Source organism: Bacillus sp. 007/AIA-02/001 (genome assembly GCF_004634455.1).
GTDB classification, from domain to species: domain Bacteria; phylum Bacillota; class Bacilli; order Bacillales; family Bacillaceae_G; genus Bacillus_A; species Bacillus_A cereus.
This window is the reverse complement of record NZ_SEIY01000010.1, coordinates 66,059-90,894: the sequence shown is the minus strand read 5'-3', so window position 1 is coordinate 90,894 and position 24,836 is coordinate 66,059. Positions and strand designations below refer to the sequence as shown.

The window sequence follows — 24,836 nt, the reverse complement described above, 5'->3', positions numbered from 1 at the left end:
ATTGCTCAGCGCCTGAAGAAATTTCTGCAAGTGTCTCAGATACACCTTGCGCTTGTCTCGTTGCTTCGCCTGTTTGTTTTCTAATCTGCTGTACTTGATTATTTGTATACGAAAATGTTGTATCAATATTTTTTACCATGCCCCTTAAGTTTCCTAACATCATATTAAATGCAACACTTAAAGATTTAATTTCATCATCTGTCTTCGGTAATGGAACATCTTCACGAATATCACCCTCAGCTGCTTTTCTTGCCGCTTCCTCTAACTTGCGAAGCGGTTTAATTAAAAATACGGCTGCTCCATATGCTAAAATTCCAGACCATACTACCCCTAATAACATAACGATAATATTATATACAGTTTGACTTACATAACTTTGAAAATAATCGTATATCACGTAAATAAAAAAGATACTTGTTGAATATGTAATGAAAGCTAAAACTGTAGTGAATAGCATAAGTTGTGTACGTAATCCAAAAGAAAATGTTTTCCTTTCTTTTTCCATCTTCCCTTTCCCCCTTTTTATAAGCAATATAAATACTACCTATATATTATTATCCATATTTTCATTATAGAAGGATATAGAGATTTTAAAAAAATTATTTCTTTGAATATCAAATTGCACGAAAAAAATAAAGGATTCTGACAATTTATGACTAATAACAGAAATAAGGGGCAACATTTGTAAAATATATTTTTAACTGGGGGTTTTGTATGATTCAAGTTCGAAATCTAGTAAAATCATTCGGTTCACTTGATGTGTTAAAAGGAATTGATTTAGAAGTAAAAGAAAAAGAAGTTGTTGTTTTAATTGGTGCCAGTGGTTCTGGTAAAAGTACATTACTTCGCTGTCTTAACTTTTTAGAAATGTACGATGAAGGCGAAATTCACTTACAAGGTGAGCGAATTGATCCAAAGCATTCAAATTTAAATAAAGTCCGTGAAAATGTCGGTATGGTTTTTCAGCACTTTAACCTCTTTCCTCATATGACCTCACTAGAAAACATCATAGAAGCACCTATTCACGTAAAAAAATTAGAGAAAGCAAATGCAAAGGATATTGGAACTCAACTTCTCCAAAAAGTCGGCCTTCAAGATAAAGCAGATGTAACTCCTCATCTTCTTTCAGGTGGTCAAAAACAGCGCATTGCCATTGCACGAGCTCTTGCAATGAGCCCTAAGATTATGCTATTTGATGAGCCTACCTCAGCTTTAGACCCTGAACTTGTTGGAGAAGTATTGCAAGTTATGAAAGAACTTGCTGAAGAAGGGATGACAATGGTTATTGTTACTCATGAAATGAATTTCGCAAGAGATGTAGCTGATCGCGTCATCTTTATGGATGATGGAAAGATTGTAGAAGATGCTCCGCCAGCACAATTCTTTTCAGCTCCATCACATGAACGGGCAAAACAATTTTTACGCAACGTTTTATAATGTAACTTTTGTTTCGAACGAAAAAGAATACATTCATACGGTGCACAACTAATCATCCAAATAAAATATTTCAATAACATACTAAAAAACCATCCGTATGATCAATATATAGGAGGGGTTTTATGAAAAGAAAACTATTAACCATTGTTGCTAGCATTACACTATGTACATCTTTCATACTAGGAGCTTGTAGCAAAGAAAGCTCTACTACTTCAACAAATGGTGAAAAAGAATTTCGCTATGCGATGAGTGGATTATACAAACCTTTTAACTATAAAGAAAATGACGGCAAACTTGTCGGTTTTGATGTAGAAATCGGTGAAGCTCTTGCTAAAAAGATGAACATGAAGGCTACGCCAGTTACAAACCCATGGGAAACGCTGATTCAAGGTCTTCAAGCGAAGAAATATGATGTAATACTGGGTAGTATGGCAATTACAGAGGAGCGCTTAAAAGCTGTTAGTTTCTCAAATCCGTACTATCGCTCTGGCGCCCAAATTTTTGTAGCTAAAAAGAATAACGCTATCTCTTCTCCAGAAGATTTAAAAGGTAAGAAAATTGGTGTTGTAAAAGCTAGTACCTTTAAAAATCTTGTTGCAAAATATACAGATCAAATCACTGAATATGACAGCGATATTACTGCTCTTATGGATTTAGAGCCTGGGCGTGTTGACGCAGTAATTACGGATCAAATGGTTGGTCTACGTATGATAAAAGAAGGAAAATCAAATATAAAAGAAGCCGGAAAACCATTAAATCTTGATGAAATGGGAATTGCTATTCGCAAAGATGATAAAGAAATGGTTGAGAAAGTAAATAAAGCGTTAGATGAAATCATTAAAGATGGTACGTATGAAAAGATCAGTAAAAAATGGTTCGGGCGTAATATTCTCGGTGAAGAGGAAAAAACGAAGTAAGTTAGCCATTCAAAAGATTCATAAACAGTGCCCCACTGATTAAATGTTCATTTTATGTGGGGCATTTCATTCTCTACTAAAATCTATACAATATGAGGTGAAACGCATGTTTGAAATTTTTATCTCTACCTATCCCACACTCTTAAAAGCTACTATTGTCACATTACAATTAACATTAACCTCCCTAGTACTCGGTTCATTAATTGGATTATTATTTGCTTTCTTTCGGATCTCGAATAACAAAGTTTTAAATAGCATTGCTCATATCTATATTGCTATTATTCGTGGTACACCTTTAATCGTTCAAATCGCAATTCTCTATTTTGGCATTACATCTGTCATTGTTTTCTCCCCTTTTTGGGCAGGAGCAATCGCTTTAGCAATTCATAACGGTGCATATATTACGGAAATTTTCCGAGGATCCATTCAATCCGTCGACCGGGGACAATTGGAAGCCGCTCGCTCCTTAGGTATGCCTTACCCTTTAGCTATGCGCCGGATTATATTACCACAAGCATTTCGTCTGTCTCTTCCTCCTCTAGGAAACCAATTTATTATCGGATTAAAAGACTCTTCACTTGTCGCTTACGTAGGACTGTCCGAGTTATGGGGATCAGGTTTATCAATTGCAGCAGGTAACTTCCAACAATTAGATACTTACATAATCGTTGGTGTATACTATCTCGTACTTGTTCTTCTATTTACTTATTTTGTTAATCTCTTAGAAAAACGACTACAACGAAAAGAAACTAACTCCGTCCAATTCCATAAAAAGAACAAAAAGGAAGTTTCTTTATAAGAAAAAGCAAGCCTGAGATGGCTTGCTTTTTCATTGCAAAAATATATTAATTTTTACTGATTTACTTTTTTAATACTCTTTTCTTCCTCTATATGTTCCTCACGATATGAAATATTATGAGGATCTAGTCCATTTCCTAAAGAACCATAGAAATGCTCTCTATGCGGATCCACTAATTCACTTCCTTGATAATACACACGTGGTGTATTCCATAGCGCTGCCAAAGCTTTTGTCATCGGCATCTCATGATAGCGTTCCGGCCACATTTCTTTAATCTTCTCTTTTACTAACGGATAGTATTTAGAACTCATAGCAGGAAACAGATGATGTTCTGTATGATATGAGAAATTGAAATGTAAAACGTCTACCCAGCGCGGCACTGTTACTGACAAACAGTTTGCTAACGGATCATTTACTGGAACAATTGGATTTAAGCGGTGATTTGTTGCAATATATGCCATTACAATAAAGTTAGCAATTAACAACGGAATGACATATGCAAATAACCATTTTCCAGGTCCCATAATAAACAATAAACTAATCCAAACTGTCCAAGGCAAAAGAAGTTGAAGCCATACAGATTTTTGATTGGATGACTTGAACTCTTTTATAAAATGAAAGAACATTCGAGTCGAATGCAATGTAAATTGAATTGTTAGTGACAGAAAACTAAAGAATGAACGTACATGTAAAGGCATACGATATACCCAACTCAAAAACTTACTCTTCTTAAGTTTCTCAAGTGTCGGCCATGCATCCGGATCATTCTCTTCATGCTGTGTATGAACATGATGCGTTGCATTATGCCACTTTCTCCAAAGCTTTGGCCCTGTTGATAATGGCATAAATGCAATCGCGCCTAAGAAGTCACGAAGCCATGCCTTTCTTACAACAGTTCCATGTAAAATTTCATGCCCTAAAAATCCAAGTGAAGCAAAACATAATCCAAGAACAATCGCAATTCCTAGATTCGCCCACACATTCAATTCAAATACACCAATCGATATTAACCCCGCCAATGCCACAAGCAAATAAGCCAGTCCACCAAATAAACGAGTAGGCACTGGTTTAAATGCTTTTTTCGGCAAATGTGGTGATACACGTGCTGCATACCACCCAAACGTATGAAGCTCCTTCATCCTTTTGCTCCTTTCTTATGCCGCGCCTTGCGCAACTTACATATATCAATTCTTGCTTCCAGATTGATTTTACTAGATGATCCAAAAAGCATCTATTATAAGGAAAATATACTCACTCTATCGTCACTTATTTTTCGCTTTTATTATCAATGAAAAACATTTCTCTTTTTACTCTCTATCAACCTTTCCACATGATGAATCATAACAATAGAATTTCTATATTGTCAACACCTTTTATGACCTAGTAATAAAAGGTGGTTATATTTTTATAATCATACTTTATTTCACTAAAGAAAATGTATAGATTCCATAAGGATTTACCCACTATATATAGACATTTTCTTAAACGCCATAGACTCTATCTCATTCAATAACTCCCTATGTAATCAACAAACAGAATCACTTGAATTTAGTTTTATATAAATCCTACCACTTCATAATGCCCCATCTAATTAATTATATTAAAATAATTTATAACCTCTTTTAATAAAAATAGACTACTTCTAAAACAACACACATGAATTTCATATATTATGGAAATATTAAAAGGAAAATTGTTCTAAAATCAGGAGGTTTCCGCAATGACAAGTGATACATTTCCACAACTGCCGCTATCTTATTGGATTGAATCTACTCAGTTTCCTACTTTCCCTCGTTTATCCGAAAATATAAAGACAAAAGTTGCTATTATCGGTGCTGGTATTACAGGTATTACTACTGCCTATTTACTTGCAAAAGAAGGCATCGATGTTGTTTTAATTGATTCTGGTCGTATTTTAAACGGAACGACTGGGCATACAACAGCGAAAGTAACAGCACAACATGATCTTATTTATGATGAATTAATAAACCATTTCGGTGTAGAAAAGGCCGGGCTTTACTATGAATCAAATAATCAGGCTCTACAATTCATAAATGAAACTGTTCAAACATATAAAATCGACTGTAATTTCTCAAATGAAGATTCATATTTATATACAACTACCGATAACGGATTAAGAAATTTATCGAAAGAATATGAAGCTTATCAAAAATTAAATATACCTTGTGACTATGTTCAATCTCTATCGATTCCTATTCCAGTACAATCTGCGCTTATAATGAAAAATCAAGCACAATTCCATCCCCTTCTTTATTTAAAAACACTTTTAGAAAAGTTTGTGGAGATGGGCGGAAAGCTCTACGAACAAACAACAGCTATGGATGTGGAAAAGGGAGATCATCCACAAATAATTACAAAAGAGGGCCATCATATCACTTGTGAATATGTCGTCTCTTGTTCACATTTTCCTTTTTATGATGCAAATAGCTTTTTCTTTACGCGAATGTACGCAGAACGCTCCTACGCTCTTGCAATAAAAGCAAAAATGGATTATCCAGGTGGCATGTATTTAAGTATTGATGATCCAAAGCGCTCCTTACGCTATATAACAAACAATGGAGAAAAATTAATTTTGATTGGCGGAGAGAGTCATAAAACAGGACAAGGAATAAATACGATGCTTCATTATGAAGCACTTTATTCTTTTGCTGAAGCAACTTTTGGAATAGACGAGGTTCCTTATAGATGGTCAGCACAAGATTTAATCACTCTAGATAAGCTTCCTTATATCGGACATATTAACGAAAGAAATCCAAATATCTTTGTTGCAACTGGATATCGCAAATGGGGCATGACAACTGGAACTGCTGCCGCTCACCTACTGAAGGACTCCATCCTAAAAGTCCACAGTCCCTATAAAGAACTGTATGCACCATCACGCTTCCATGCAAATCCAGATATAAAAACGTTCCTCTCCCAGAACATTGATGTTGCGAAACATTTAATTGAAGGAAAGATTGAAACCGCATTACGTAAGCCAGAAGATCTCGAAGTTGGTGAAGGATCTGTCGTACATGTTAACGGTAAACGAGCAGGTGCTTATAAGGACAAAGAAGGAAAATTACATATCGTCGATACAACTTGTACACATCTCGGCTGTGAAGTTGAATGGAATAATGGTGATTGTACTTGGGATTGTCCTTGCCATGGTTCTCGTTTTTCAATTGAGGGAGACGTTCTTGAAGGCCCAGCAGATCAACCGTTAAAACGCGTTGATAATGAGTAAACAAATAAAGAAGTTCAACAGAATTACGGTTGAACTTCTTTATTTGTTATAAAACCTGTTCAGATAAATTTCGACACAGGAAGGAAAATATTAACATTAAATAAAATAATATATTCATCTACAAATTAAAAGGGGTGAATATTATGCAACCTTCAGCTCCACCTCATCTAGAATCTACAGAAACTATCTTTTCAAGCTCTATTACAAAACTTGTTGTTTTTATTTGTTGGCTAGCCATTTTAGCTGATGGATATGATTTAGGTATTTACGGTGCCGTTCTACCAAAGCTCCTAGAAGACAAAAGCTGGGCGCTATCACCAGCGCACGCTGGTACAATTGCAAGCTATGCTTTATTTGGGATGTTTATTGGGGCTATTCTAGTTGGAACGATTACAGATCTAATTGGGCGTAAATGGACGCTTATATGCTGTTTAGCACTTTTTTCTATCACAATGGGTTTAGCGGCTATCGCTTCTTCTCCTGAGTTATTTGGATTATCTCGATTTATAGGAGGAATTGGATTAGGCGGTGTTATCCCAACGGCTTCAGCACTTACTGTTGAATATTCACCAAAAAAAAGGCAATCTTTTATTTATGCTCTTATGTTTACTGGCTATCCTTTAGGTATCGTATTAGGTGCTATTTTGTCTATGTTTATGTTAGAAGATTTCGGATGGAGAATTATGTTTGGTATCGGAATGATTCCACTACTCCTCATTCCTTTCATTATTCGCTATTTACCTGAGTCCATTCAATTTTTATTATCACGTAATCGCCAAGAAGAAGTGAACCAAATTCTTAATCGTTTTCAAATTGAATTTCATGTAAAAAATAAAACTCATCAAGCTCCATCTACTATACGAAAGAAAAATGGATTTTTTACTTTATTCTCAAAAGAATACATAAAAGCAACACTACTTTTTTGGATCACTTATATAATGGGAATGTTTTTAATATACGGTTTAAATACTTGGTTACCACAGATGATGCGCCAGGCGGGATATCCTCTTGGATCTAGTCTGTCTTTTCTACTTATGCTAAATATTACCGCAGCTGTTGGTGCGTTATTCGCTGGAGCAATTGCTGATCGTATAGGCGCAAAAATTGTTATTAGCATCTCTTATCTTATGGCAGCCATATGTATCGGACTATTAACAATTAAGCCATCTGTTACAATCATTTATCTTTTAATTGGCCTTGCTGGTATTGGATCGGTCGGTATTACTCAAATATTAAATGCATATGTAACACAATACTTCCCATCACATATCCGAGCTACCTCCTTAGGCTGGGGACTGGGACTTGGCCGAGTTGGTGCAATTGCTGGCCCTATTCTCATCGGTATTATTATGACAATGCAATATGACTTAGCATGGAATTTTTACTTATTCTCCTTTGCAGGTCTTATCGCAGCTATATCTGTTTTCTTCATTCCTACAAAATAAAAAGAGCACAAACTTACTTGTGCTCTTTTTCATATGCTTCAAACAGCATGTCTCGAAATAGTGTATTTAAAATTTCAATATCGATCCCTGATCCCTTTTCAATTCCTTTTACATATTGCCCATAGTAATGAATTTGTTCTTCTAAAAATTGATTTAGCACCTTAATTTTCAATCCAACATCTAATTCAGTACCTGCTTTTTTCTTTATTAACAACTTTTCAATCTCATCTAATACACTACGTTCTAATGGTAATTCTGTAATCAATCGATCAAATTCTACAGGTGGTAAAGTTGCTTTCTCTTCTAGCCACTTACAAGCTAAAATAGGACGTAATACATAAAAGTACTTTTTCAGCTTTACATTCTCACCTTGCAAAAATTCACGATAATTTTTCGACGCCATATGTAAATAATGATATATCGTTGCTTTTGGATCAAAATCCTTCTCACTCATCTGTTGAAGTAGTTCTGGAAAATTAGAGTTTTTCGAATAAAAAATTGGTGATCGAATCCACTCAAGTAAAGCTGGGTTCGACTTCGCGAATAGTTGCAACGCCTTTTTAATATCCCAACCACTTATATCTAAATCATCACTAATTGGATATTCAATTACATCACGTTTGTCATGAATTGATAAATACCATTCTACCGGATGTATATAAACAAACCTAACATCATAATCGCTATCTTTCGATGGAAACCCCCAAGCACGACTCCCTGATTCCACCGCAAATAAAATTTTCACATCATTCTCTTTTTCAATTCTTTCTAACTCCAACTCGATTTTCTCTCTCATTTCATAACATCTCCATTTTTTGATTATTTCCTTGGAAATTCGACAATACACTATTAATTTTACTACATACTAAAAAAACTGTCAGAAATTACTGACAGCCTAATAAAACTTCTATTGTTGCTTTTCAATTACAGTAGCAGCAATTCGTTCAAACTCTTTTTGAATCTCCTCTTTATATGCATCTACTATTGAAAAATCCATAGCAGCAATATAAATTCGTTCTAATTTATCACGAACCGATTTTGCTTTCGCTAAGAAAGACATTGCCTCATTCATTTTTGCTTTATACTGAATGGAAACATCACGAATTTCCTTCGCATATTTCTCATCAGTCCCTGGCGTAACAATAAGGGCATACATATCAATAATTTCATCACCCTCACGACTTGGAAAATATTCATGCGGTGCGGTGCTATCAAAAATTGCAAAGCCTAATTCTCTTACGATAACCATATCAAGACTATGCGGGTCAAATCCGCAATGATATACTTCAACTTCAAATCCTTTTTCTTCAGCTGCCTTAGCTAACTTTTTGAGCATTGTTGATTTTCCAGAGCCTGGGCGCCCTTTTACAAAATAACGATGTGGTAACCCTTCTGTTAAATTAGGAACAAAGTCAACTGCTCCTTTCGGTGTTGCAGCTCCTAAAAAACGATGTTTGACAAGCGATTGTCTCCCGCTTTTATCTGCAAATAATTTCTGGATTAGCTGATCGGTTAGTTCATTTGCTTTATTAAAATCTATATTATCAATATATATCTTCTCCCACTCATCATGTATAACCAATGCCTCTTTAAAACGTGCGTAAGCAGACTGAAAAGCTTTGCTTGCTTCTGAAACAAATCTTTCAATTTCTAACTTCTGCTTTCTTAGTTTATCTGAGTCCCAAGCAATTCCTAAATTTATATACTCTTCAACAACTCCTGGCATTTTTGGCTCAATAACATGCGGTGATGTCCCATCAACAATTCCTACTTTTAATTGTGGGATAATTACACCATCAACCGATTTATTGTCAGAAGAACAATGTAAAAATTCAATATCATATCCTTTTCCAACCCATTCACGACCTATTGCCTTTATTAAAGAAGATTTTCCCGTTCCTGGACCACCCTTTAAGATAAATAATCTGTCTAATCCTTTTAAATTCTCTTCGTATAAATTGTGAAATCCCCTAGCTGTATTACCACCAGCATAATAATTCAATACATTTCCTGTCACTGCACTCACTCCTTCGCAGCATTCTATTTACATAAGCTACAATATGCGAGCGGCTTTATTTGGGTGAATACCTATTTTGTATTGCACATAAAAAGGAAATGAATTACAATTTAACTATCAGAAAATTAAGATTTTGAAACCGAATACTTCTTTATCAAGAGAGGCAGAGGGACTGGCCCTTTGAAGCCCAGCAACCTCAGTTTATACGAACTGAATAGGTGCTAATTCCTGCAAAATGCATTGCATTTTGGAAGATAAAACTCAACTAGCATGTAAAGCTCATCTTTCTTGATACTGAAGGATGAGCTTTTTATTATTTGAAAAACATATATTGGAGGTATGTAAAATGAAAGTAATTGATTTATCACAAACATTTGAAAATAATATGTCTCAATTTCCTGGAACACCTAAAATACAACTAGAAGCTGTTACAAGTGTTGAAGAATCAGGCTATCAAGTTACAGATTTTCATTCTGTCGTTCATGTTGGCACGCATTGTGATGCTCCTGCGCATTTTATTTCAGGCGCAACGACCATCGATCAATTACCGCTGGATCAATTTGTAGGTGAAGCTGTTCTTATTGATGTAACTCATGTACAAGAACGAAAACTACCTAAAGAAGTACTGCACGATGCTGATATAAAAGAAGGAGATATTGTTATTTTCCATTCCAATCTATCTACTAAATGGAACACGGAGGCGTATGAGAAAGAAGCTTTTTATCTTTCTGAAGAATTAGCCGAGGAACTAGTACAATTAAAAGTAAAATCTGTCGGTTTAGATTTTATTTCTCCTGATGAGGTAACGACAGAAACATCACCAATTCATCACATACTACTTGGGAATAATATTTATTTAATCGAAAACTTAACAAACTTAGATGCCATTCACACGAAACGTTTCTTCTTCTCAGCAGCACCTTTAAAAATTAAAGATAGCGACGGTGCTTTTGCAAGAGCATTTGCTGTAATTTTTTAAACAAACTATACAAAAAAGCAAAGATCATCATTGACCTTTGCTTCTATTTTTTTTATTTAAATTAAGAAAGAATTGCTCAACATGAGGACGTAACCAAGCTAAATAATCCTTCTCTTTCTTCTTTGTACAAGCTATTTCTTCCCCATCTACCATTTCAACAAGTTCTAGTTCTAACAGTTGCTTCGTGAATGCTAACATATTCACTTCTTCGGATGGATACTCTTCTTTTAATTTCTCCTCAATTTCCCCCAATAAAAAACCGTCACGCATCATTGCCAATGCATCAATCCAAAGTGGCGGCATTTCATATTTTTCTCCTGTAATTGTGTCTTTTACAGTATAATTCTTTTGCTCTTTTCGAAATTGAATCGTGTGTAAACATACAGTCGAATTTAATGTTAATTCCATCATACCACCTCTTTCATAATATCTGCATAGAAAAAAGGATGCGCGTGCACCCCTTCTTATCTTTTCATAACACTACTGAACCGTTACATGAGCAATCAATCTCATGTCGATATTTTCCTCCATTATAAACGAAGTATTTTATAAAAAAAACCCTTCTTGAAACATTTTATAAAATGTTTATATTTACACAACAAGAACACTTTTCTGAAAAATCTTTTCTCAAATACATTAAACGGTCGGCAGAAAAATTTCTACTTTCGTTCCTACTCCTAGACTACTTTGGATCGTGATACTCCCTTGATGTTCCTTAATAATTTTATATGTAATCATTAATCCAAGTCCTGTACCATTCTCCTTTGTTGTGTAAAACGCCTTACCGATTTTTTCTAACTTCTCATTCTCTATACCACATCCTTGGTCTTCAACAGAAATACACAAATGTCCTTGCGTTTTTTGATATGCACAGATATGAATTTCTCCACCCTCTGGCATTGATTCTATTCCATTTTTAATGATATTTAATAACACTTGTTTTAATTGCTTATCATCACCGTTTATAGCCGGTAAATTTCCATCTACTTGTAAATTACATTTAACTCTATATTGCGTTGCATAACTTTCCATTAGATGCACAACATATAGAAGGGTGTCTCGTATATTACACCTTTCATAATTTGTTGGCTTTGGTTTCCCTAACAACATCAATTCACTAACAAATCCATTAACCCTTTCAATTTCTTGTAGCATAATGTCGTAGCTCATCGTATCAGTTGGATTTCTTTCTTTTTGCATTTGCGTAAACCCTTTTAACGCTGTTAGTGGATTTCGAATTTCATGGGCAATTGTTGTAGACATAGTCCCAATCACAGCTAAATTTTCCGTCTCTTTCATATTGTTCATCATTTCAACCACTGTTCTTACATAAGATTGAAATCGTTTTAATAAAGAATGTGAAATAATGAAATAAAATACACATAAAACAAGTGGAATTATCACTTTTAAATCTTGTAATAGCAATGTGAAAAATACGTACTTTCCAATTACACTAAAGGAAACTAAATAAAAGTATTTTCTATTCACGAAAACTGGGGCAAATAAAATTAACAACATTTCTACCATACTACCATGTTCAAAAGGTCTATCCGTTCGCAAATAAATCATTAAATTATTAACAAGATTGATAAACATGTATCCAAATAAAAATAAATATTTTACAGAATATACATACCCTCTTTTTTGAAGATATATAGAAATAGGAAATAATGCTATTACAAATATAGGCACACCTACCCCAAGACTACCTTCTGGCCACCCTACCGCTGTTCCACTAATATTCATAGCTGGATATACAAAATAATATATAGCGTCATATAAAAAGAATATAATATAAAATAATAATATAAATACCTTTAAGGCTCTTCTTTCTTCATAAATCAAGCTCTTGTATTTGTTCATATAAAAACTCCCCTTGATCGATACAAAAAACTTTCATTGTTATCTCCTTAAAGTATAAGTATGAAATTGCTTTCAGGGCAATATTTAACCTTATAATACTAAAAGGAAGGAGATCTCTCCTTCCTTTTAGTAACAACTTATATCCACCTTACCCTATCATGTAACAATCCATCAGTAAAATTATTATGCCCTATTACAAAATCCTTCATATATAAATTTAAATACTCACCGTACTTACTTTCTGTATTTAATAACAACTCCTCGACGTAATAAGCACCTTGTTCAAATTGATCTAAAAGTAAACTAGACAAGCCCGCATAAATTCCGCACCCTACCTGAAAATACGTTGCATTCGTTTTATATTTACGAAAAACTTGGCTACTATTCATTACATTATACATATATGTCTCACTATTTTCATAAACGAGTAACACACCGACCAAGTCCTCTCCAGCAACCTCTTCTTCCGCTGGATTAAACACTTTACGATTCCAGTTCCATAAATCTTCTACTTGATCTAAGTTCTGTCTAATTATATTTGTTGTATACTCATTAATTCGGTAAAGAAAACCAACTTCCATATTGAAGTTTTTCCCTAAAATTAATACTTCCTCATGTGGCATTAAACAACCATAGAATTCTTTTTCTCCTAACTTCACTTTATACTCTGAAGCATATACATCTTCATAAAAGTAAAGAGGCCGATGATGACTCATATACATCGGATAACTCCAGATTGCTTCATCTAAAAATCGATCTACTGCCCATGAAGCATAAAGTGTATGTGGCTTTATAAGTGCTGTATCATGCAAAAACGACGTGTCATGTTCTACAATATAACATGCTCTTGGCCTTTCATTTGGTCGTTCCTTCATAAGCTCAACAACCATCCATTGAACAACACCTGGATTCATACCTGAACCTATAATCGCTTTTGTATTTGTAAATTTCTCTTTCTCCTTCTCAAACCTTGTATATCTTTCCGTAAGCTGAAAGCCGATTAAGCTGTCGTCCTGATCTACTGCTTCATTTTCCAAGGCTGAATTAATATAACAAATTCCTAGTTCATTACAACAGCTTAATACTCTAATTGTATCTGCCCCTGAAACATCAATCACAACACTCGTTCTTTTTTCTTTTAAATGTTTTTTAAATTCCACTACATTTTGAAGGTTTATTTCATATAAATATAATTGATCTTTCAAATTCGAAAACAACTCATCGTAATAATTCCTATCTTTTTGTTTTATATCCACCAAATGAAATTTAGCATTCTTTAATACTTTATAAATTGGATCTTTTTCATTTGCTATCGCTTGATTTAAAATTGCTAAAACTGCTTTTGCTGCTCCACCAGCACTACCAAGCAATGTAATTGATAACGAATTCGGAAACTGCTCCACAAACAAAACCCCTTTAATAAATTAGTTGAGCAGCTCCTCCTCAAAAAATAAATTGAATACATAAAAAGATAGCTCGTACACAATTTTTATAAGTTAGTGCAAAGTTACCTTTTAAAAAATCACACTATACTATGTTTATATTCAATTCATTTTCCCCTCATATCCAAATTAAACTAAAACAAATAGGCTCGACCTTTTCTTCTCCGGATAAAAGAAAAAGCCAGCCCTTTCAACTAATCTACGGACAATGGACGGATTTTACATGTTGAATATTCACATACATTTTTGCATCACGTGCTTTTGATATTTCAATATGGCCTTCATCAATTTTCGCCATTTTTCCAATTTTATTGGACTCCTCACCTAAATCGAACACCATAATTTTCCCAGCCATTTTAATAAGCTGTTCTTCAAACGTTCTAGCTAACGTAATATTTAACGGATTTACGGGGAGTTCATTTTTATTGAGGGCATACGGTACTTGGTTTTCTTTATACGGAATTAACCATTTTAAATGCTTTAAAGATATATATACCGTTTTATAAACCGGACTATAAAAAACAATATAGTCGTTCATCACACTTGTAACATAACCATGTATTGGAGCATTTCCTGCTACATAAACTTCTGTAAAAATCCCTTTAGAAGTACTTAATACTTTTCTCAAAGAAATTGAAGGGGATTCCCTCTTAATTACAGAATCAACATCTGGTTTTAGTATGTCTTCGTCATGTGCTCTTAAAAATTTATAGTATTGTACATGATATAAAGATATATATACATAGTCTTGTCCATTGTAAAGAACAATAATGTCATTTCCTACGTCTATTAATATACCTTTAAACCTTTTTTCACCGATTAATTTAACATATATATTTTCCCCAATACTTTTGTTTAACTCATTCATCTATATCCTCCTTCCTATGAATTTCAGCTTTACTATCTTCCATTTCAAAAAAATAATCAGGGCAATGTTCTGTCTTAATAGTAAGTAATTCCTTTTCATACTATCGAAATAAGAAATTGTTCTTCTCTTTCCCTCATAATGCCCCTCTTATTTATTAAACATTATTCATCTTCATTCTTTTTACATTTCACTACTTGACTCACACTCTTAATATGATAATTAATGATATAAATAACTTCATCACCGTTTACTAGCGTAATACATTCTTCATGCACTTCACTTAATAAGCCTTCTACACACTCTGGGCCGCCACGATTAATCTTTACCCACTTATACTTCAAGTCACGTAATACATCGACAAAAGTATCATCATCAGAGCAGAAACATGAAACATAGCCATCGCCACATTTACTTTCTTTCACTTTCTTAACTAGACTTTTCACATGTTTCAATTGGTAATATACTAATTCACCAAGAGGAAGTTGTAATGTAAGGTAATCTCTTCCTAACGATACAAGTACCCCCACTCGACTCTCTGGTCCACGAAGATTTACTTTTACAGTCTCACCGACTAAGCCTTTAATTTGTTCACAGCATAATATACTTTCCAAATTTATATCCTCCTTTCTTATTATCTTCCTCTTCTTGACTGTCTTTGTGCGCGAGCTCGACCTGAATTATTACTTTCACTTTCGCTTTCACTTTCGCTTTCTTCGCTCTCTCTACAAGGTACTGTTACACTCTTAATATGAGATACTGCAACTAATATAACTTCTTCTTTTACAATTAGTGTCACAAATTCACAAGAAACATCTTGTAAAATACCTTCAACTTTCTCTGGGCCACCACGATTAATTTTCACCCAGCAATATTTGAAGCTTTGAAGTAACTTTTCAAAGTCATCTTCACATTCACATTCCAACCATCTGCAATCATCTGCTTTACAATCTTTCGCATTTTTTGTAATACTTTTCAGATGACGAATCTGATAGTAATAGAGCTCTCCTTTTTCATTCTTTAATACAAAGTAATCCGAACATACAGCGACTATTGTCCCTTTTTGAGATTCTGGACCACCCCTGTTTACTCTCACAAAAGATCCAATTAAGTCTTTCAGAAAATCACAATGAAATAAACTCACGAGAAAACCCCTTCCATTAATTTATAAGCTTTTGCACTGATAGTATATGTATCTGTACAGGTTACGTTCTCTATGTTTGTCCTAGCTAGAAAAAAATATGCTTTTAACATGGTAGACTACTACCTATCAAAATTTGAAGAAAGGCTAAGAACTCCTTATGTTTTTGATATCTTCAAACAAAAAATCCCTTATGAATATACATTTCTGCATATCTTCATAAGGGATTTTCCATAGTTTAATCTTCGTCTTTAACATCCATATCTTCTGGAATTGGTTCGTTCAATATTTCTTCCACTAATTGCTTATATTTCTCCATTTGTTCTAAATGTGTATTAAATTGTTCTTTATTTACTAAATATTGCTCTCCATCGAATAGCGCACGAATTTTCTTTTGCTGAATTAACTCTTCAATATACGATTTTGGTAAATTCAAATACTCCGCAGTCTCTTCTACTGTTATATACAATGCGTTCATTCCTTTATTATTTTTTCATCTATACTGTATCTTACTTTACTTTATTTTTGTAAACAAATAAAAAAGATTTTGTAAATGCAGTTCAAAAAGCAGGTAGATGCATTCCATATATTGTATAGTATTATATAGTAAGAATTTTTTAAATATAGAATGGTATTACCCATTTACACAAAGGAGAGTTAACATATGGCTACTCGTCACATCATTACAATGTTAGAAAAAACACTACAAGTTGAAACAGAAAACACAATTTCTCATTTAAATGTATCTTTATCTGATCGTTTTCTTTCTCAAAGCACAGCAATACATGAAAACAATTGTTATCATACAATTGGTGAATGGTACAAAAATCATTTCTTATTCCAACAAGATGATTTCCTTTGGGCTAAATATGCCTTCTATGACGCATATTGTGAAGCCATCAAAAAACAAGGTCATCTTACAAAACGTGTTCGCCAAATATTAGAATCATTAGCTCGAATGCATGGAAAACAGTATATTGCTTCTATACTAAATATGCCATTTCCTAATGAACGCGCTAAAGGGACAGCGTAATTTAGCCATGTTCTGCGTAAGCAAAACATAGCTAAATTGTTTTCTAGGATGCTTTACCAATAAAATGTTCATATCATATGAACTGATGAAACCGGTGTCATTATAATGATAGAAAATATAGTAAACAGGAAAACCCCCACGTACATCTCTCATCCATTGGAATAGAGAAATACGTGGGGGTATACTTGTTCCTTATTATTTCATCATCTGCTTAATCAGTTCGCGATTTCTCTTCTTAAATACTTCATTATGAGAAGAAACCATTCCATACTCACTTGCATCTGGTTGGATAAATTGTTTTGCTTTATTAACAGCATTTCCAGCATCTTGGAATGCACCTGCAATTAAGTGTAGTTTCCCTTCGTGCTTTAAAATATCTCCAGCAGCATATAATCCATCTACTGAAGACTCACTATTTGCATTACCTGCAATATAATAATTATCTATAATTGCAACGTCTAACTCACTATTTTCTAATAATGTAATGTCGCGTTCATATCCATGATTAATAATAACTTCATCAATAGGTAAATGAGAAACCTCACCTGTTTCATGATTTGTTAATTCTACATATTCGATCGCTTCATGATTATCACCAGCAATTAATTTTGTAATCGATGTATTAAAGAAACACTCCGCTGAGCTGTTCATAAGTTGTTTTACTTGTGCTTCATGACCAGATAATTCTTCTTTTCTATAGGTTACATACACTTTTTTCGCAATTGGTTCTAATTCATTTGCCCAATCAACAGCAGAATTGCCTCCACCGGAAATAATAACTGTTTTACCTTTAAAACGCTTTAAAGATTTAACTGTATAATTTAAATTTGATACTTCAAATCGCTCAGCACCCTCAATAGATAACTTTTGCGGTTTCAATATACCACTTCCTGTTGCGACGATAACTGTTTTTGAAAAGTGTTCTTCCCCAGTACTTGTTTTTAATGTAAAAGTACCATCTTGATTACGAATAATTGATTCCACTTTTGTATCTAATACAACTTCTGGCTTAAATGTTAACCCTTGCTGTACAAGTTGTTCAATTAACTTATCACCTGTAACTGGTAATAGTCCTCCTACATCCCAAATCATTTTTTCCGGATACACATGTATTTTTCCACCTAAATGTGGTTGAAATTCTATTATTTTCGTTTTCATTTCTCTGAGTCCACTATAAAAAGCTGAATAAAGCCCTGCAGGTCCTCCGCCTATCACGGTTACATCAAACAATTCTTCTTGATTCATTCGTGCTCACTCCTCAGCTACTAATAATTGATTATCATTCTCAATAAAATATAACCTGTTTCCGCAAAATTTACAATCAAAATTACTATTGACAATACACCTATATAAAATTATATTATTTAAAGAATCAATAGTGATAATCATTATCATTTTGTTAATAATTAGCAAATTTGAGATTACATCTTCTTTCATTAATATGGTTATTACTATATTATAAAATCTCATATTCAAGATTTTTAATAAATTATTTTGCATTACCACTACTATTTCAAAAAGATTACAGTTAAACAAATTATTGTATACACATATCATCTATGTTAAAGGAGAAAGACGATGAAAAAGTTATTTATTTCACTAACAGTCCTTTTCGTTCTTGTTATGAGCGCTTGTAGCAATAGTTCTACAGACAAAAAGGACGATGCAAAAGGTAGCAAATCAGAAACAATTACATACCAATCTGAAAATGGTAAAGTAGAAGTTCCTGCAAATCCAAAACGCGTTGTTGTATTATCATCATTCGCTGGTAACGTAATGTCATTAGGTGTAAATCTTGTTGGGGTAGATTCATGGTCTAAACAAAACCCACGTTTTGATAGCAAACTTAAAGATGTTGCTGAAGTATCAGATGAAAATGTTGAAAAAATCGCTGAACTAAATCCAGATTTAATCATCGGTTTATCAAATATTAAAAATGTCGATAAGTTAAAGAAAATCGCGCCTACTGTAACATACACTTACGGAAAAGTTGATTACTTAACACAGCATTTAGAAATCGGTAAGTTATTAAACAAAGAAAAAGAAGCAAAAACTTGGGTTGATGACTTCAAGAAACGTGCACAAGAAGCTGGTAAAGAAATTAAAGCAAAAATCGGTGAAGATGCTACAGTTTCTGTTGTAGAAAACTTCAACAAACAGCTTTATGTATACGGCGAGAACTGGGGCCGCGGAACAGAAATTCTGTACCAAGAAATGAAATTAAAAATGCCTGAAAAAGTAAAAGAAAAAGCATTAAAAGAAGGTTACTACGCATTATCTACTGAGGTATTACCTGAATTTGCTGGTGATTACTTAATCGTAAGTAAAAATAAAGATACTGATAACTCATTCCAAGAGACAGAATCATATAAAAACATCCCAGCAGTAAAAAATAATCGCGTATATGAAGCAAACATGATGGAATTCTATTTCAATGATCCACTTACATTAGATTTCCAACTAGACTTCTTCAAGAAGAGCTTTCTTGGTAAATAATACAAACATGAGGAATTCTTAATTTAAGAATTCCTCTTCCTTTATTCTATGAACAGAAAAGATGTGAAACGAATGACAAAAGATCATGACAATCCACGTTCTATAGCTTTTACATACAAACTAATTTTAAGCTTAATTGCATTCTTTCTTATTTTTATGGTTGCAATGGTATTAGGTGCTGCAGATACTTCGATAAAAGATGTATGGTCAGCACTCACTTCCTCCGCTAAAGGAGACAAAATATCTATTATTCGAGAAATACGTTTACCACGTGAAGTTGCTGCTATTTTTGTAGGAGCTGGATTAGCCGTTTCTGGAGCAATTATGCAAGGATTAACACGAAATCCACTTGCGGATCCTGGATTATTAGGGCTATCTGGTGGAGCAAATGCTGCGCTTGCACTGACACTTGCTTTCAACCCTTCCATCAGCTATCTTTACTTAACATTAGCTTGCTTTATCGGTGCTGCAATTGGCGCAATTATGGTATTTGGAATTGGTATGGTGAAAAAAGGCGGCCTTTCTCCTCTTCGAATTGTATTAGCGGGTGCTGCAGTTTCAGCATTTCTACTCGCAATTTCAGAAGGAATTGGCATTTACTTTAAAATTTCACAAGATGTATCACTTTGGACTGCTGGTGGCGTAATTGGAACAACTTGGAACCAATTAAAAATTATTATTCCAGTCATTTCAATTAGTATCTTTATCGCTATCTTACTAGCAAAAAAATTGACAGTTCTTAGTTTCAGTGAGGAAGTGGCTATTGGACTAGGTCAAAAAATTATGGTTATTAAAACTATTTTATTTATCATTATTATCTTACTTGCAGGTGCATCTGTAGCGCTTGTTGGAAATATGGCATTTATCGGCTTAATGGTACCTCACATGGTACGCCCAATTGTCGGTCCAGATTACCGATTTGTTATACCGATGTCAGCAATTGCTGGAGCTTCCTTTATGCTACTTGCAGATACAATCGGACGTACTATTAACGCTCCATACGAAACACCAGTTGCAGCAATTGTCGCGATTGTAGGGTTACCATTCTTCCTATTCATTGTACGTAAAGGAGGAAAAACATTCTCATGATGCAATCTATTTTAAGAAAACAGCGTCTCATTATACTCACTTTACTTATAGTAATCATCACAACCATTGTAGTTGGAATGGGACTTGGTTCAGCATCTTTATCTTATGATCGACTACTCCCAACATTAATGGGGCAAGGGACTTTTAAAGAGGAGTTTGTTTTATACTCTTTAAGGCTACCTAGAATTGTCATTACATTATTAGCTGGTATGGCTCTCGCTTTATCAGGAGCTATTCTTCAAGGAATTACTCGAAATGATTTAGCTGAACCTGGTATTCTTGGTATTAACTCTGGGGCCGGTGTTGCTGTTGCTATTTTCTTTTTATACTTTCCAATAGATGTAGGTTCATTTCTCTACTTACTACCTGTAGTTGGATTTATCGGAGCATTTCTGACAGCTGTTCTAATTTACGTATTTTCATATAGTAAATCAACTGGACTTCAACCAATCCGATTAACATTAACCGGTATCGGTTTTGCATTTGCACTATCTGGAACGATGATTGTCCTTATTTCATCCGCGGATCGTATGAAAGTAGACTTTATTTCAAAATGGATTGCCGGAAATATTTGGGGAGATGACTGGATATTCGTTTTAGCAATGCTCCCATGGCTAATCGTATTAATTCCGTTTGTTTTCTATAAAGCAAATCGATTAAACATTTTAGCATTAAACGAACCAGTCGCAATCGGTGTTGGAATTGAAATTGAAAAAGAACGTAGGTACTTATTAGTTGCAGCTGTTGCACTTGCAGCTGCAGCTGTTTCCGTAACAGGAGGAATTAGCTTTATCGGATTAATGGCTCCTCATATCGCGAAATCTTTAGTAGGCCCAAGACATCAAATCTTCATGCCTATCGCCCTTTTAATCGGCGGATGGCTATTATTATTAGCAGATACAATTGGAAGAAATATCGTTGATCCTAATGGCATTCCAGCAGGTATTGTCGTTGCTTTAATTGGGGCTCCTTACTTTATGTATTTGTTGCTTAAAAAAGCTTAAAAAACACCCTCAAGATCTTTTCTTGAGGGTGTCTTTGTTTCATTCTACTACTGCCCATATCCTTCAAACTTCTTCGCCAAATTCTCCATCTCATCTTCTGGCAATAGCTTTGGTTCCCCAATGCTTTTCGTTTGATAATAAATTTGAGCACAAAACTCAATCTCTTCTGCAACAGTAAATGCCATTTTTATATTATTTGCACCAGCAATTAAACCGTGATTTGCAAGTAGCACAGCACGACGATCAATCATGCCTTCAAAAGCAGCATCCGCTAATTGCTTCGTACCAAATGTTTCATACGGTGCACAGCGGACATTCGGACCTGCAAAAGCAATTAAATATGACACAGCCGGAAGCTCCCATCCTAATGACGCAATCGTCTTCGCGTAAGGAGAATGTGTATGCACAAGCGCATTTATATCTTCACGCTTCCTATAGTAAATAAGGTGCATATCTAATTCACTTGATGGTTTTCTCTCTCCTTCTACTACTTCACCATTTAAGTTTAATATAACTACATCTTCAGGCTTTGTTTCATAATACTCTAAACCACTTGGGCTAATCGCAACAAGACCTTGTTCACGATTAAAGATACTAATATTACCACCCGTCCCCTTTGTTAAACCACTAGAAATCATTTTCTTTCCATACGCTACAATTTCTTCTCTTTCTTTTTGTAATAACATATACATCCCCCTAAGTATGAAGCTTATGATGACTGACTTTTATATTTATCTATTTATTGAAATAGCTTTTTTAAATTCTCCGTAAACGGTGCCTTTACAATCCCTTTTTCTGTAATAATCGCTGTTACATTTTCATGTGGAGTAACATCAAATGCTGGATTATATACTTTACTTTCTTTCGGAGCAGAATATTGTCCGAAGCGATTAATCACTTCAGAAGCATCTCTTTCCTCGATGGGAATTTCTTTTCCTGTCGGTGTTTTCAAGTCGATTGTCGGCGTTGGCGCTGCTACATAAAACGGAATGTTGTAGTATTTCGCTAAAATAGATACGCCTAATGTTCCAATTTTATTTGCTATATCACCGTTCGCTGCCACACGGTCGCATCCAACAATTACAGCGTCAATCTTCCCTTGTGACATGACCATAGCTGCCATATTATCCGTAATGACAGTAACATCAATTCCCGCTCGCTGTAGTTCTAATGCCGTTAACGTTGACCCTTGTAATCTTGGACGTGTTTCATCCGAAAAGATTTTTAAGTCCCATCCTTTTTCTTTTGCTAAGTACATTGGAGCCGTCGCAGTACCATACTTAGTCGTCGCTAACGCACCAGCATTACAATGTGTTAATACTCCCATTCCATCACGGAATAATGTTAATGCATGTTCTCCAATTTGACGGTTAATTTCTTCATCTTCTCTATGAATTTCTTTTGCCTCTTCTAGTAATCTATCTTTCAACTGTAAGATTGATAAATGAATATTATCTGCCGCTACACTTTCCATTCTTTCAAGTGCCCAAAATAAATTTACTGCAGTCGGTCTTGATGTCGCCAAGTATGTACATACCTTTCTTACTTCATCCATAAATCCTTCTTCCGTACTTTCAGCAAATTCCTTTACCCCTAAATACACTCCATAAGCTGCTGAAACACCAATCGCTGGTGCACCTCGTACTTTCATTACTTGAATGGCATCCCACACACTTTCAGCTGTTTTAAATGATTCATAGACAATTTCATTCGGTAATAACGTTTGATCTAACAAAACTAAAGCATCATCTTTCCACTGAATTGGTATTAATTGCTCTTCCATCATATTCTCCCCTTACTCCGCGTAGTGCATTGACTGTTCTTTTAACGTTTCTACAAAACTTGTACCTGTTCTATATTGATTCGCTCGTAAAATAAAACTCTTCGCTACTTTAAGACAAATTCGCTCCGCTCTAGCACGTGCTTCCTCATTCTCAATACAAGTAATATCTTTTACTTTCGCTAATCCAACAATACGGCGGATTAATTCAAGACCTGTCACTGCAGCTGTATCCTCTAATACAGATTGTAAATATACTTCGTTAAAGCCTTCTTCCTTCGCCATAATCTCGGTCACATGAATATCCCAAGCATCTAAAAACTTCTTCTTAAATAAATCAATTACCTCTACCATCGTAGTTTGTAACCAATCCATATACGTATCTTTCTCAGCTCCAGGTGGCATCGTTGCATCTGCATTCACCCAAGCAAACATTAAATTCGCCATTACATTCCCAACGTCATATCCCATAGGTCCATAAAAAGCAAACTCAGGATCAATAACCTTTGTAGAATCATCTCTTACAAAAACAGAACCAGTATGTAAATCACCATGAAGCAATGCCTGTGCATTCGTCATAAAAGAAAATTTACGTTTCGCTACTTCCATACGAAGCTCTTTATCACTATAAATATGCTCCCTAATCCATCCCTCATTTAAAGGAAATAACTCATTACGCTTATTATGATTTGTAAATGGTTCTGAATATACGAGGTCCTCTGTAATCTCACATAATTCAGGATTTATATAATTCTTCACAAGTTCCTTCTTCTCTTTATGATTCATTACAACATCAGATGTTAATAAAAGTGTATTTACCATAAAAGTAGTTAAGTCGTCAGCAAGCTGCGGAAATATTTGATGATTTATAAGTGCTGTACGTAATATTGTGTGATCCGATAAATCTTCCATTACGCAACAGTTCATCACACTATCAAATAAATACACCTTAGGAACAAGTCCAGGTGCTAACTCATCCTCTAACTGCAAAACATCTGATTCTATGCGAATACGATTCGTCGATAACTTAAACTCATCTGAAATGCGAGCTGTATCTCCAGCTTGCTTTACGATGACAGAGATGTTCTCTTTTTCATCCCAAACGCGGAACACATAATTTAAATTGCCATCACCTATTTCTTTACACTTTAGCCCCTTTGCATGTTCAAACTTAGATAATTTCTCTTTCACATATGCAATCACATCGCTAGCTTCCATTAAAAAATACTTTGTGAACTTAGACATGGTTTCCCCTCCACACCAATTGTAAGCGTTTTCTAAA

24 protein-coding genes, 1 pseudogene and 1 riboswitch are annotated in these 24,836 nt (G+C 34.5%); of the genes and pseudogenes, 10 read left to right on the top strand and 15 right to left on the bottom strand.

Features of this window, described 5'->3' with window-relative positions:
- Positions 1-154: 154 nt before the first annotated feature.
- A pseudogene (locus tag ES895_RS30235) lies at positions 155-340 on the bottom strand (HAMP domain-containing protein); the annotation flags it as partial.
- Between the two features lie 374 nt (positions 341-714).
- Between ES895_RS30235 and ES895_RS19035 the strand changes: the two are divergent.
- The 3 genes from ES895_RS19035 (at position 715) to ES895_RS19025 (ending at position 3,153) form a co-directional block, all read left to right on the top strand.
- Positions 715-1,437 carry an amino acid ABC transporter ATP-binding protein gene (locus ES895_RS19035; protein ID WP_000616925.1) on the top strand — a complete coding sequence of 241 codons (723 nt, stop codon included), beginning with the start codon at positions 715-717 and terminating at the stop codon, positions 1,435-1,437.
- Between the two features lie 122 nt (positions 1,438-1,559).
- Positions 1,560-2,354 (top strand): ABC transporter substrate-binding protein, encoded by a 795-nt coding sequence (locus ES895_RS19030; protein WP_000823768.1) that lies wholly within the window; start codon positions 1,560-1,562, stop codon positions 2,352-2,354.
- Between the two features lie 43 nt (positions 2,355-2,397).
- A complete protein-coding gene (locus tag ES895_RS19025; RefSeq protein ID WP_002004337.1) occupies positions 2,398-3,153 on the top strand; it encodes an amino acid ABC transporter permease in 756 nt (251 codons plus the stop codon).
- A 53-nt stretch (positions 3,154-3,206) separates the two neighbouring features.
- Here ES895_RS19025 and desB read toward each other — a convergent pair whose 3' ends face one another.
- Positions 3,207-4,292 (bottom strand): Delta(10) desaturase DesB, encoded by a 1,086-nt coding sequence (desB, locus tag ES895_RS19020; RefSeq protein ID WP_000661226.1) that lies wholly within the window; start codon positions 4,290-4,292, stop codon positions 3,207-3,209.
- 581 nt (positions 4,293-4,873) lie between these two features.
- Between desB and ES895_RS19015 the strand changes: the two genes are divergently transcribed.
- Both ES895_RS19015 and ES895_RS19010 read left to right on the top strand, forming a co-directional pair.
- The gene (locus ES895_RS19015; RefSeq protein ID WP_000199976.1) at positions 4,874-6,400 is read left to right on the top strand and encodes an FAD-dependent oxidoreductase; all 1,527 of its coding nucleotides are present in this window, start codon (positions 4,874-4,876) and stop codon (positions 6,398-6,400) included.
- Between the two features lie 143 nt (positions 6,401-6,543).
- The gene (locus ES895_RS19010) at positions 6,544-7,845 is read left to right on the top strand and encodes an MFS transporter (RefSeq protein WP_001183092.1); all 1,302 of its coding nucleotides are present in this window, start codon (positions 6,544-6,546) and stop codon (positions 7,843-7,845) included.
- Between the two features lie 13 nt (positions 7,846-7,858).
- Here ES895_RS19010 and ES895_RS19005 read toward each other — a convergent pair whose 3' ends face one another.
- Complete coding sequence (locus ES895_RS19005; RefSeq protein WP_097862995.1) at positions 7,859-8,641, bottom strand: nucleotidyltransferase domain-containing protein; 783 nt, start codon at positions 8,639-8,641, stop codon at positions 7,859-7,861.
- A gap of 111 nt (positions 8,642-8,752) precedes the next feature.
- On the bottom strand, positions 8,753-9,862 hold the full coding sequence (locus ES895_RS19000) for a PRK06851 family protein (RefSeq protein ID WP_097862994.1): 1,110 nt from the start codon (positions 9,860-9,862) through the stop codon (positions 8,753-8,755).
- Between the two features lie 148 nt (positions 9,863-10,010).
- Positions 10,011-10,123, top strand: a riboswitch (SAM riboswitch).
- Positions 10,124-10,208: 85 nt separating this feature from the next.
- Between ES895_RS19000 and ES895_RS18995 the strand changes: the two genes are divergently transcribed.
- Positions 10,209-10,841: a cyclase family protein gene (locus tag ES895_RS18995; RefSeq protein WP_000862983.1), complete on the top strand. Its 633-nt coding sequence runs from the start codon at positions 10,209-10,211 to the stop codon at positions 10,839-10,841.
- A gap of 27 nt (positions 10,842-10,868) precedes the next feature.
- On the opposite strand, the gene ES895_RS18990 is transcribed toward ES895_RS18995, so the two are convergent.
- The 7 genes from ES895_RS18990 to ES895_RS18960 all read right to left on the bottom strand — a co-directional run bounded on the left by ES895_RS18990 (position 10,869) and on the right by ES895_RS18960 (position 16,630).
- The gene (locus tag ES895_RS18990; protein ID WP_000424119.1) at positions 10,869-11,249 is read right to left on the bottom strand and encodes a hypothetical protein; all 381 of its coding nucleotides are present in this window, start codon (positions 11,247-11,249) and stop codon (positions 10,869-10,871) included.
- A 228-nt stretch (positions 11,250-11,477) separates the two neighbouring features.
- Entirely contained in the window at positions 11,478-12,704 is a 1,227-nt protein-coding gene (locus ES895_RS18985) for an ATP-binding protein (RefSeq protein WP_087876064.1), read from the bottom strand.
- Between the two features lie 137 nt (positions 12,705-12,841).
- On the bottom strand, positions 12,842-14,107 hold the full coding sequence (locus ES895_RS18980) for an S-adenosylmethionine decarboxylase related protein (protein WP_098204840.1): 1,266 nt from the start codon (positions 14,105-14,107) through the stop codon (positions 12,842-12,844).
- 238 nt (positions 14,108-14,345) lie between these two features.
- Complete coding sequence (locus ES895_RS18975) at positions 14,346-15,014, bottom strand: LSm family protein (protein WP_001004265.1); 669 nt, start codon at positions 15,012-15,014, stop codon at positions 14,346-14,348.
- Between the two features lie 161 nt (positions 15,015-15,175).
- Complete coding sequence (locus tag ES895_RS18970) at positions 15,176-15,625, bottom strand: hypothetical protein (protein ID WP_000443836.1); 450 nt, start codon at positions 15,623-15,625, stop codon at positions 15,176-15,178.
- Positions 15,626-15,645: 20 nt separating this feature from the next.
- Positions 15,646-16,155, bottom strand: coding sequence for a hypothetical protein (locus ES895_RS18965; RefSeq protein WP_000051534.1), 510 nt, complete (start codon positions 16,153-16,155; stop codon positions 15,646-15,648).
- Between the two features lie 235 nt (positions 16,156-16,390).
- Positions 16,391-16,630 carry a helix-turn-helix domain-containing protein gene (locus tag ES895_RS18960; RefSeq protein WP_001998970.1) on the bottom strand — a complete coding sequence of 80 codons (240 nt, stop codon included), beginning with the start codon at positions 16,628-16,630 and terminating at the stop codon, positions 16,391-16,393.
- 186 nt (positions 16,631-16,816) lie between these two features.
- Between ES895_RS18960 and ES895_RS18955 the strand changes: the two genes are divergently transcribed.
- Positions 16,817-17,185 (top strand): hypothetical protein, encoded by a 369-nt coding sequence (locus ES895_RS18955; RefSeq protein ID WP_000235475.1) that lies wholly within the window; start codon positions 16,817-16,819, stop codon positions 17,183-17,185.
- Positions 17,186-17,380: 195 nt separating this feature from the next.
- Here the strand turns inward: ES895_RS18955 and ES895_RS18945 are convergent, their stop codons facing one another.
- Positions 17,381-18,430 carry an NAD(P)/FAD-dependent oxidoreductase gene (locus ES895_RS18945; protein WP_001070931.1) on the bottom strand — a complete coding sequence of 350 codons (1,050 nt, stop codon included), beginning with the start codon at positions 18,428-18,430 and terminating at the stop codon, positions 17,381-17,383.
- 333 nt (positions 18,431-18,763) lie between these two features.
- On the opposite strand from ES895_RS18945, the gene ES895_RS18935 reads away from it, so the two are divergent.
- From ES895_RS18935 to ES895_RS18925, 3 genes are read left to right on the top strand one after another with little or no spacing between them, the layout of a single operon-like run.
- The gene (locus ES895_RS18935) at positions 18,764-19,681 is read left to right on the top strand and encodes an iron-hydroxamate ABC transporter substrate-binding protein (RefSeq protein ID WP_000732594.1); all 918 of its coding nucleotides are present in this window, start codon (positions 18,764-18,766) and stop codon (positions 19,679-19,681) included.
- A 48-nt stretch (positions 19,682-19,729) separates the two neighbouring features.
- On the top strand, positions 19,730-20,770 hold the full coding sequence (locus tag ES895_RS18930) for a FecCD family ABC transporter permease (protein ID WP_135238563.1): 1,041 nt from the start codon (positions 19,730-19,732) through the stop codon (positions 20,768-20,770).
- Complete coding sequence (locus ES895_RS18925) at positions 20,767-21,774, top strand: FecCD family ABC transporter permease (protein WP_000983759.1); 1,008 nt, start codon at positions 20,767-20,769, stop codon at positions 21,772-21,774. The genes ES895_RS18930 and ES895_RS18925 overlap by 4 nt, the downstream gene beginning before the upstream one ends.
- A 47-nt stretch (positions 21,775-21,821) precedes the next feature.
- Here the strand turns inward: ES895_RS18925 and ES895_RS18920 are convergent, their stop codons facing one another.
- From ES895_RS18920 to mtnK, 3 genes are read right to left on the bottom strand one after another with little or no spacing between them, the layout of a single operon-like run.
- Positions 21,822-22,460, bottom strand: a complete 639-nt coding sequence (locus ES895_RS18920; RefSeq protein WP_000926565.1) for an L-fuculose-phosphate aldolase — start codon at positions 22,458-22,460, stop codon at positions 21,822-21,824.
- Between the two features lie 53 nt (positions 22,461-22,513).
- Entirely contained in the window at positions 22,514-23,560 is a 1,047-nt protein-coding gene (mtnA, locus tag ES895_RS18915; RefSeq protein WP_033690097.1) for an S-methyl-5-thioribose-1-phosphate isomerase, read from the bottom strand.
- Positions 23,561-23,569: 9 nt separating this feature from the next.
- Positions 23,570-24,799: an S-methyl-5-thioribose kinase gene (gene mtnK, locus ES895_RS18910; protein ID WP_058839957.1), complete on the bottom strand. Its 1,230-nt coding sequence runs from the start codon at positions 24,797-24,799 to the stop codon at positions 23,570-23,572.
- Positions 24,800-24,836 lie beyond the last annotated feature (37 nt).

Excerpts from the sequence above, each read along its gene's own strand:
- ES895_RS19010 (WP_001183092.1), top strand. The coding sequence starts at position 6,544 with ATGCAACCTTCAGCTCCACCTCATCTAGAATCTACAGAAACTATCTTT.
- ES895_RS18985 (WP_087876064.1), bottom strand. The coding sequence starts at position 12,704 with ATGAACAAATACAAGAGCTTGATTTATGAAGAAAGAAGAGCCTTAAAG.
- ES895_RS18955 (WP_000235475.1), top strand. The coding sequence starts at position 16,817 with ATGGCTACTCGTCACATCATTACAATGTTAGAAAAAACACTACAAGTT.
- ES895_RS18920 (WP_000926565.1), bottom strand. The coding sequence starts at position 22,460 with ATGTTATTACAAAAAGAAAGAGAAGAAATTGTAGCGTATGGAAAGAAA.
- ES895_RS18925 (WP_000983759.1), top strand. The coding sequence starts at position 20,767 with ATGATGCAATCTATTTTAAGAAAACAGCGTCTCATTATACTCACTTTA.
- ES895_RS18995 (WP_000862983.1), top strand. The coding sequence starts at position 10,209 with ATGAAAGTAATTGATTTATCACAAACATTTGAAAATAATATGTCTCAA.
- ES895_RS18990 (WP_000424119.1), bottom strand. The coding sequence starts at position 11,249 with ATGGAATTAACATTAAATTCGACTGTATGTTTACACACGATTCAATTT.
- ES895_RS19025 (WP_002004337.1), top strand. The coding sequence starts at position 2,398 with ATGTTCATTTTATGTGGGGCATTTCATTCTCTACTAAAATCTATACAA.
- mtnK (WP_058839957.1), bottom strand. The coding sequence starts at position 24,799 with ATGTCTAAGTTCACAAAGTATTTTTTAATGGAAGCTAGCGATGTGATT.
- ES895_RS19030 (WP_000823768.1), top strand. The coding sequence starts at position 1,560 with ATGAAAAGAAAACTATTAACCATTGTTGCTAGCATTACACTATGTACA.
- ES895_RS18945 (WP_001070931.1), bottom strand. The coding sequence starts at position 18,430 with ATGAATCAAGAAGAATTGTTTGATGTAACCGTGATAGGCGGAGGACCT.
- ES895_RS18930 (WP_135238563.1), top strand. The coding sequence starts at position 19,730 with ATGAACAGAAAAGATGTGAAACGAATGACAAAAGATCATGACAATCCA.
- ES895_RS18975 (WP_001004265.1), bottom strand. The coding sequence starts at position 15,014 with ATGAATGAGTTAAACAAAAGTATTGGGGAAAATATATATGTTAAATTA.
- ES895_RS18935 (WP_000732594.1), top strand. The coding sequence starts at position 18,764 with ATGAAAAAGTTATTTATTTCACTAACAGTCCTTTTCGTTCTTGTTATG.
- ES895_RS19015 (WP_000199976.1), top strand. The coding sequence starts at position 4,874 with ATGACAAGTGATACATTTCCACAACTGCCGCTATCTTATTGGATTGAA.
- mtnA (WP_033690097.1), bottom strand. The coding sequence starts at position 23,560 with ATGATGGAAGAGCAATTAATACCAATTCAGTGGAAAGATGATGCTTTA.
- ES895_RS18960 (WP_001998970.1), bottom strand. The coding sequence starts at position 16,630 with ATGAACGCATTGTATATAACAGTAGAAGAGACTGCGGAGTATTTGAAT.
- ES895_RS19035 (WP_000616925.1), top strand. The coding sequence starts at position 715 with ATGATTCAAGTTCGAAATCTAGTAAAATCATTCGGTTCACTTGATGTG.
- ES895_RS19005 (WP_097862995.1), bottom strand. The coding sequence starts at position 8,641 with ATGAGAGAGAAAATCGAGTTGGAGTTAGAAAGAATTGAAAAAGAGAAT.
- desB (WP_000661226.1), bottom strand. The coding sequence starts at position 4,292 with ATGAAGGAGCTTCATACGTTTGGGTGGTATGCAGCACGTGTATCACCA.